Below are 7169 nucleotides of genomic sequence, written 5' to 3' on the forward strand. Positions count from 1 at the left end.
ACCTTGCCCAGGTCCACGCCGGTCTCGCGGGCGAGCTTGMGCACCGCCGGGCTGGCGTAGGCAAGGGCAAAAGCGGCTTCGTCGACGCCACCGGATGCGGCAGCGGCGGTGGTAGTGGCAGCGGTAGCGGCGCCAGCGGGCGCGGCAGTAGCTGCAAGCGCGGCTGCCACGGCGGGGGCTGCGCCCGTCGCCGCCGGCGCATCGCCGGTGGCCAGCGCCATGATGATGCTGCCTTCGCTGACGGTATCGCCCACCTCCACGCGGATCTCCCGCACCACGCCGCCCAGCGGGGCCGGCACGTCCATGGTGGCCTTGTCGGACTCCAGCGACAGCAGCGCATCCTCGGCCTTCACGGTATCGCCGACCTTGACGAAGATCTCGATCACCGGGATGTCCTTGAAGTCGCCGATGTCGGGAATGCGCACTTCGGCCAGCCCGGCCGGCGCGCTGACCGGGGCGGGCGGCGCGCTCACGCTGGGCTTGGCCGCTTCCGCCGGCGCGGCGGCGGCAGTGCCGGCCCCGGCGCCTTCGAATTGCATCAGCACGCTGCCTTCGCTGACGGCATCGCCCAGCTTGACGTGGATCTGCTTGACCACGCCGCCGTGCGGCGCGGGCACTTCCATGGTGGCCTTGTCCGACTCCAGCGAGACGAGCGGGTCCTCGGCCTTGACCAGGTCTCCCACCTTGACGAACAGCTCGATCACCGGCACGTCCTTGAAGTCGCMGATGTCGGGCACCTTGATTTCAATGGCTTGGTTCATTGTCTTTATTCCTTCGCCTCTCAGACCGTCCACGGCGCTGCGCGCTCGCTATCCACCCCGTATCTGGCAATGGCCTCGGCCACCACCGCGGGCTTGATCGCGCCGTCATCGCTCAGCGCCTTGAGCGCGGCCACGGCCACGTGGTAGCGGTCCACCTCGAAGAAGCTGCGCAGCTTGGCGCGGTAGTCGCTGCGGCCAAAGCCATCGGTGCCGAGCACCACGTAGCGGCGCCCGGCGGCGTGCACGTATTCGCGCACCTGGTCGGCGTAGTTGCGCATGTAGTCGGTGGAGGCGATCACCGGGCCGTCATGGCCCGCCAGGCTCGCCTCGACCCAGCTCTTGCGGCGCGGCTCGGTGGGGTGCAGCAGGTTCCAGCGTTCCGTGGCCATGCCGTCGCGGCGCAGCTCGTTGTAGCTGGGGGCGCTCCAGATGTCGGCGGTGACGTTGAAGTCCGCCTTCAGCAGTTCGGCCGCCGCGATCACCTCGCGCAGGATGGTGCCGCTGCCCATCAGTTGCACGCGCAGCCCGCCCTTGCCGGCCTTGCCGCCGTCCTTGAGCAGGTACAGGCCCTTGAGGATGCCTTCCTCGGTGCCGGCGCCGGCGCCCGCTTCGGCCAGCCCCGGGTGCGTGTAGTTCTCGTTMATCAGGGTGATGTAGTAGTACACATCCTCCTGCTGCTCGTACATGCGGCGCATGCCCTCGCGCACGATGGTCACCACTTCATAGGCGAAGGTAGGGTCGTAGGAGACACAGTTCGGGATGGTGCCGGCGATGATGTGGCTATGGCCGTCCTCGTGCTGCAAGCCTTCGCCGTTGAGCGTGGTGCGCCCGGCGGTGCCGCCCAGCAGGAAGCCGCGCGCGCGGATATCGCCCGCCAGCCACGCCAGGTCGCCCACCCGCTGCAGCCCGAACATCGAGTAGTAGATGTAGAACGGGATCATCGGCACGTTGCTCGTGCTGTACGAGGTCGCGGCCACAATCCAGCTGGACATCGCGCCGCCTTCGTTGATCCCTTCCTGCAACACCTGGCCGTCCTTGGACTCGCGGTAGTACATCAGCTGGTCGGCATCCTGCGGCTTGTAGAGCTGGCCGACCGACGAATAGATGCCGAGCTGGCGGAACATGCCTTCCATGCCGAAGGTGCGCGATTCATCGGGCACGATGGGCACCACATGCTTGCCAATGGCCTTGTCCCTGACCAGCGTGCCCAGCATCTGCACGAAGGCCATGGTGGTGGAGATCTCGCGCTCGCCGGTGCTGTCCAGCAGGCGCTGGAAATTGGACAGCGGCGGGATCTCCAGCGAGGCGGACTTGCTGCGGCGTGCCGGCAGGTAGCCGCCCAGCGCCGCGCGCCGGGCGCGCAGGTACTGCATCTCCGGGCTGTCCTCGGCCGGCTTGATAAAGGGCACGTCGGCCAGCTGGTCGTCGCTGACCGGAATCTGGAAGCGGTCGCGGAAGCCGCGCAGGGCGTCCTGCGTCATCTTCTTGGCCTGGTGGGCAATCATCTGGCCTTCGCCGGATTCGCCCATGCCATAGCCCTTGACCGTCTTGGCCAGGATCAGCGTCGGCTCGCCGGTGTGCTTCACGGCCGCCGCGTAKGCGGCAAACACCTTCTCGKGATCGTGGCCGCCGCGCGTGAGGCCCCAGATTTCCTCGTCGCTCATGTCGGCGACCAGCGCCTTGAGCTCCTCGTACTTGCCAAAGAAGTGCTCGCGCACATAGGCGCCGCTCTTGCTCTTGAAATCCTGGTACTCGCCGTCGACGCATTCTTCCATGCGCTTTAGCAGCAGGCCGCTCTTGTCCCTGGCCAGCAGCTTGTCCCAGCCTCCACCCCAGACCACCTTGATCACGTTCCAGCCGGCGCCGCGGAAGACCGATTCCAGCTCCTGGATGATCTTGCCGTTGCCGCGCACCGGGCCGTCCAGCCGTTGCAGGTTGCAGTTGATGACAAAGATCAGGTTGTCCAGCCGCTCGCGGCCGGCCAGCGAGATCGCGCCCAGCGATTCGGGTTCGTCCATCTCGCCGTCGCCCATGAAGGCCCAGACCTTGCGCGCCGCCGTGTCCGCCAGGCCGCGGCCTTGCAGGTACTTGAGGAAGCGCGCCTGGTAGATCGACATCAGCGGCCCCAGGCCCATCGACACGGTGGGGAACTGCCAGAAGTCCGGCATCAGCCAGGGGTGCGGGTAKGAGGACAGCCCGGTGCCGCCGGTCTCCTGGCGGTAGCCCAGCAACTGCTGCTCGGTGAGCCGCCCTTCGACAAAGGCGCGGGCATAGATGCCCGGCGCGCTGTGGCCCTGGATGTAGAGCAGGTCGCCGCCATGGGTGTCGGTGGGCGCGTGCCAGAAGTGGCCAAAGCCAATGTCGTAGAGCGTGGCCGCCGACTGGAAGCTGGCGATGTGGCCACCCAGCTCCKACGATTCCTTGTTGGCGCGCAGGATGATCGCCATGGCGTTCCAGCGGATGATCGAGCGCAGGCGATGCTCGATGGCGCGGTCGCCGGTCGATTGCGCTTCGTCCTTGGGGGCGATGGTGTTGCGGTAGCCCGTGGTCAGGGAGCGCGGCACATAGAGGCCATCGCGTCGCGCCTCGTCCACCAGCGTATTGACCAGCTGGTTGGCGCGCTCGGCTCCGCGGTGCTGGGTCACCGCTTGCAAGGACTCAAGCCATTCCGCGGTCTCGATAGGATCGAGATCGCCCGCTTCTCGTGCGCTCATAGTGTCTCCACGTGTTCTGTTTTGGTTGTGTCAGGTGCTGCAGTGGCAGAGCTATTCAGCAAGAGATGTGCCACGGCAAGCGCGGGGATGCGGGTTACGCAAGTGATTGATTGGAAAGGAATCCCGCCGTGGCAGTCCGGCTGCCCGGTCGGGAATCCATATTCAGGCGGGGTGATCGTTATGAGATTTCATGCGGGGGTGTCAGGGAATACCCGCGCCTGGACGGCCCGGGGTTGTAGCGACGGCGCCTCGGTAATGTCCTCGGCCTCCAGGGCCCCCGCGGCATCGGGGTCCTGCGCGGCGCCAAGCTCACCTTCCCATTTGGCAACGACGGCCGTGGCGATGCTGTTGCCGATGACGTTGGTGGCGGTGCGGCCCATGTCGAGGAACTGGTCGATGCCCAGGATCAGCAGCAGGCCGGCTTCCGGCAGGTTGAACATCGGCAGGGTCGCCGCCACCACCACGATGGAGGCACGGGGCACGCCGGCAATGCCTTTGCTGGTGACCATGAGCACCAGCAGCATGGTGATCTGCTGGGTCAGGCTCATCTGGATGTTGTAGGCCTGGGCGATGAACAGCGCGGCGAATGCCTGGTACATCATCGAGCCGTCGAGGTTGAACGAGTAGCCCAGCGGCAGCACGAAGCCGGTCACCTTGTTGGGCACCCCGAACTTCTCCATCTGCTCCATGGTCTTGGGGTAGGCCGCCTCGCTGCTGGCGGTGGAGAACGCCAGGATCGTCGGCTCGCGGATCAGCTTGAGCAGCGTGAACACCCGGGTGCCCAGGAACAGGTAGCCCGCCGCGGTCAGCACCAGCCACAGCACCAGCAAGCCCAGGTAGAAGCCGCCGATGAACTTGCCGTAGGTAAACAGCACGCMAATGCCCTGCACCGTGATGGCGGCGGCGACGGCGGCAAACACGCCGAGCGGCGCGAAGCGCATCACGAAGTCGGTGACGCGCAGCATGATCGCCACCAGTTCCTCGATCGACGCCACCAGGTGATGGCCCACCTTGCCCTTGAACGACGCAATGGCAAAGCCGAAGAACAGCGAGAACACCAGGATCTGCAGGATCTCGTTCTGCGCCATCGCCTCGAACACGCTCTTGGGGAAGACGTGCGTGATGAAGTCCTTCAGGTTCAGCGTGGAGGTCTTGAGGTTGGTGGCCGCGCCGATTTCGGGCAGTGGCAGGTTCAGTGCATGCCCGGGCTGCAGCAGGTCCACGAAGAACATGCCGAGCAGCAGCGATATCAGCGACGCGGTGATGAACCAGCCGAGCGCCTTGATGCCGATGCGGCCCACGGCGCTGGCGTCTTTCATGCCGGCGATGCCCGCCACCAGCGTGCCAAACACCAGCGGCGCGATGATCATCTTGATCAGCCGCAGGAAGACGTCGGTGACGATGGAGAAGTAGCTGGCAATCTCCTTGGCCATGGCCGCATCGGGCACGAGGCGGTTGCAGAGATAGCCGGTGACGATGCCCAGGACCATGGCGATCATGATCCGGGTTGTGAGCTTGTTTGCCTTCATTGTGCGTTGTCTCCAGCAGTTGCGGCCAGATCCTGGTCTGACCGTCGGAATCGGGGCAGGGCGGGGGCGGTGGGGCCGGTGGGGCCTTGCCTGGCGCCGGACACGCCTTGCCCCCCGGATCAGCGCGCGCGGGGCGCCAGGCTCAGCTGGGTCGGCTGCGTCAGCACTTCCGGGCGCAGGATCTGGTCCAGTTCCTCCCGGGTCAGCAAGCCCTTTTGCAGCACGATCTCGTACACGCTGCCGCCGKTGGCATGGGCCTCCTGCGCCACGGCGGTGGCGTTGGCATAGCCGATGTACGGGTTCAGGGCGGTCACGATGCCGATGGAGTTCTCGACCGTGGCCCGCAGGCGCTCTTCGTTGGCGGTGATGCCGTTGACGCAGCGTTCGGCCAGCGTCAGGCAGCCGTTGCGCAGATGGCTCACGCTCTTGAACAGGCTGTGCGCGATGATCGGCTCGAAGGCGTTGAGTTGCAGCTGGCCGGCTTCGGCCGCGAAGCTGACCGTGATGTCGTTGCCGATGACCTCGAACGCGATCTGGTTGACCACCTCCGGGATGACGGGGTTCACCTTGCCGGGCATGATGCTGGAGCCTGCCTGCATGGCCGGCAGGTTGATCTCGCCCAGCCCGGCGCGCGGGCCGCTGGACAGCAGCCGCAGGTCGTTGCAGGTCTTGGAGAGCTTGACCGCCACGCGCTTGAGCACGCCGGAGAGCTGCACAAAGGCGCCGCAATCCTGCGTGGCCTCGATCAGGTTCGGCGCGGTCATCAGCGGAATGCCGGTGATCTCCTTGAGCCGCTTGAGGATCAGCGGCGCGTAGTCCGGGTGCGCGGTGATGCCCGTGCCGATGGCGGTGGCGCCCATGTTGATCTCGCAGATCAGCAGGGCCGCTTCGCGCAGCCGCTCCTCGTCCTCGCCGAGCATCACGGCGTAGGTGCTGAACTCCTGGCCCAGCGTCATCGGCACGGCGTCCTGCAACTGGGTGCGGCCCATCTTCAGGACATGCCTGAACTCTTCGGCCTTGCGCTCGAAGGCGCGCCGCAGCACACCCATGGCATCCACCAGGCCCAGGATGCCGAACCAGGTGGCGACCTTGAGCGCCGACGGGTAGACGTCGTTGGTGCTCTGGCCGATGTTGACCTGCTCGTTCGGGTGCAGGTACTGGTACTCGCCCTTGTTGTGTCCCAGCAGTTCGAGCGCGCGGTTGGCGATGACCTCGTTCGCGTTCATGTTKGTCGAGGTGCCCGCGCCGCCCTGGATCACGTCGACGACGAACTGGTCGTGCAGCTTGCCCCCGAGCAGTTCCGCGCAGGCCGCCACGATGGCGTCGCAGCGGGGCTCGTCGAGCAGGCCCAGTTCATGGTTGGCCAGCGCGGCCGCCTGCTTGATGTAGGCCAGGGCCTTGATGAGCTCGGGGTAGATGGAGATGGGGGTGCCGGTGATCGGAAAGTTCTCTACCGCGCGCAGGGTGTGCACACCGTAGTAGACGTCCGCCGGGACCTCGCGATCGCCCAGCAGGTCATGTTCGGTTCTAAAGGTTCGAGCGGTCATTGCATTGCGCCTCGCAAATTTGCATCAGGGAGGACCCGACTCTAGATAAACCGCCGACAGGTGGCGACTATGATGCGAATTTGTCATGGCATGGCGCKAAATACTCATGCGGCACGCTATCGGCAAGGCGCCACGAGGGGCTGGAGAGCGGCAGGCGGGCCGGGATCGCCGGACGATGATTTTTCCGCATATTTCGCTGCGAATTTTGCATCGACGTATCAGGGCTTATACGGATCCKGGCGCTTTTTGGTTGCCGTATCATCGCCCGCTCATCACCTGTCGTCACCATTTGGCGGGCACTCGCCGAGCGCCTGATATCCACCGCATGGAGAAAACCATGAAGCGTTTTGCACGTCTTAATACTCTCAGCGCCTTGCTGCTTGCCGCCAGCCTGACCACCGGCGTTGCCCATGCCCAGCTTGCTCCCTCCGCCCCTGCCGCCGGCGCGCCGGCACAGGCCAGCGAAGCCCGCAAGGCCAATATCGTGATCATCGGCACCGGCGGCACCATCGCTGGCGCCGGTGCCGCCGCCACCAATACCGCCGCCTACCAGTCGGCGGTGGTGCCGGTGGACAAGATCATCGCCTCGGTGCCCGAGATCTCGAAGATCGCCAACGT

General features: G+C 65.7%; 5 protein-coding genes. 1 reads left to right on the forward strand and 4 read right to left on the reverse strand.

From position 1 onward, the window contains the following. From AC1DKV_RS39730 to aspA, 4 genes are all read right to left on the reverse strand, one after another. Positions 1-761, reverse strand: a 761-nt coding sequence (locus tag AC1DKV_RS39730; protein WP_477139662.1) for a biotin/lipoyl-containing protein, incomplete at its 3' end; no start/stop codon positions are given. A gap of 20 nt (positions 762-781) precedes the next feature. Then, on the reverse strand, positions 782-3475 hold the full coding sequence (gene aceE, locus AC1DKV_RS39735; RefSeq protein WP_477139663.1) for a pyruvate dehydrogenase (acetyl-transferring), homodimeric type: 2694 nt from the start codon (positions 3473-3475) through the stop codon (positions 782-784). A gap of 188 nt (positions 3476-3663) precedes the next feature. Next, the gene (locus AC1DKV_RS39740; RefSeq protein WP_477139664.1) at positions 3664-5004 is read right to left on the reverse strand and encodes a dicarboxylate/amino acid:cation symporter; all 1341 of its coding nucleotides are present in this window, start codon (positions 5002-5004) and stop codon (positions 3664-3666) included. A 119-nt stretch (positions 5005-5123) separates the two neighbouring features. Beyond that, positions 5124-6551, reverse strand: coding sequence for an aspartate ammonia-lyase (gene aspA, locus AC1DKV_RS39745; RefSeq protein ID WP_477139665.1), 1428 nt, complete (start codon positions 6549-6551; stop codon positions 5124-5126). Between the two features lie 337 nt (positions 6552-6888). On the opposite strand from aspA, the gene AC1DKV_RS39750 reads away from it, so the two are divergent. Then, the coding region (locus AC1DKV_RS39750; protein WP_477139666.1) for an asparaginase domain-containing protein at positions 6889-7169 on the forward strand (281 nt) is incomplete at its 3' end.

It is taken from the genome of Cupriavidus sp. 05T41, from assembly GCF_056396525.1.